The organism is Pseudomonas sp. FIP_A4, assembly GCF_036701605.1.
GTDB classification, from domain to species: Bacteria; Pseudomonadota; Gammaproteobacteria; order Pseudomonadales; family Pseudomonadaceae; genus Stutzerimonas; species Stutzerimonas phenolilytica.
In genome coordinates, this window is the sequence record NZ_JAYDXP010000056.1 from 1 (window position 1) to 649 (window position 649).

General features: G+C 65.5%; 2 pseudogenes. Both read left to right on the forward strand.

The features are described from left to right. Positions 1-215: 215 nt before the first annotated feature. A pseudogene (locus U8L64_RS00435) lies at positions 216-404 on the forward strand (flagellar basal body P-ring protein FlgI); the annotation flags it as partial. 114 nt (positions 405-518) lie between these two features. Beyond that, positions 519-649, forward strand: a pseudogene (locus U8L64_RS00445) (hypothetical protein); the annotation flags it as partial.

A 649-nucleotide genomic window follows, 5' to 3' on the forward strand; every position in this document is an offset into this window, starting at 1 on the left:
CACGCTGCAGTCGGGGCAGCCGGTGGAGTTGATCACCAGCAAGGGCGATTTCAGCCAGGTCCGCATCGGCGAACCGCTGCCGGTGCACGATTGCATGGGCGTCAGCCTCTACGTCGAGGGCAAGCTGTGGGGCGTGAACGCGCCCAGCGCACCCACGGCCGGCGCGAAGAACGGATACACCGAACACACGCTGTCAGCCACCAGCTGGGTCAACCGAGACCGCCGTGGTGCAGCAGTCGGACGTCGCCGTCGAGCAGGTGCGCAACGCCATGTTCAAGTGGCCCGAAGGCGCCAGACTGGAAAGCATCATCAGCACCATCAACAGCCTCGGCGCCACGCAGGATGACGTGATGAGCATCCTGCAGTCGCTGGAACGCGCCGGCGCACTGAACGCCGAGGCTGTTGATGGTGCTGATGATGCTTTCCAGGCTGGCGCCTTCGGGCCACTTGAACATGGCGTTGCGGTCCTGCTCGACGGCGACGTCCGACTGCGGCACCACGGCGGTCTCGCCCTGGGGTTCGACGACGAAGTGGAGAGCCTGTCGGCGTTCGATCCGCTGACCGGCGAGGTGATCCGCAAGCTGCCGCGCTTTACCTTCTACCCCAAGAGCCACTATGTGACCCCGCGCGAGACGCTGCTCGGTGCCAT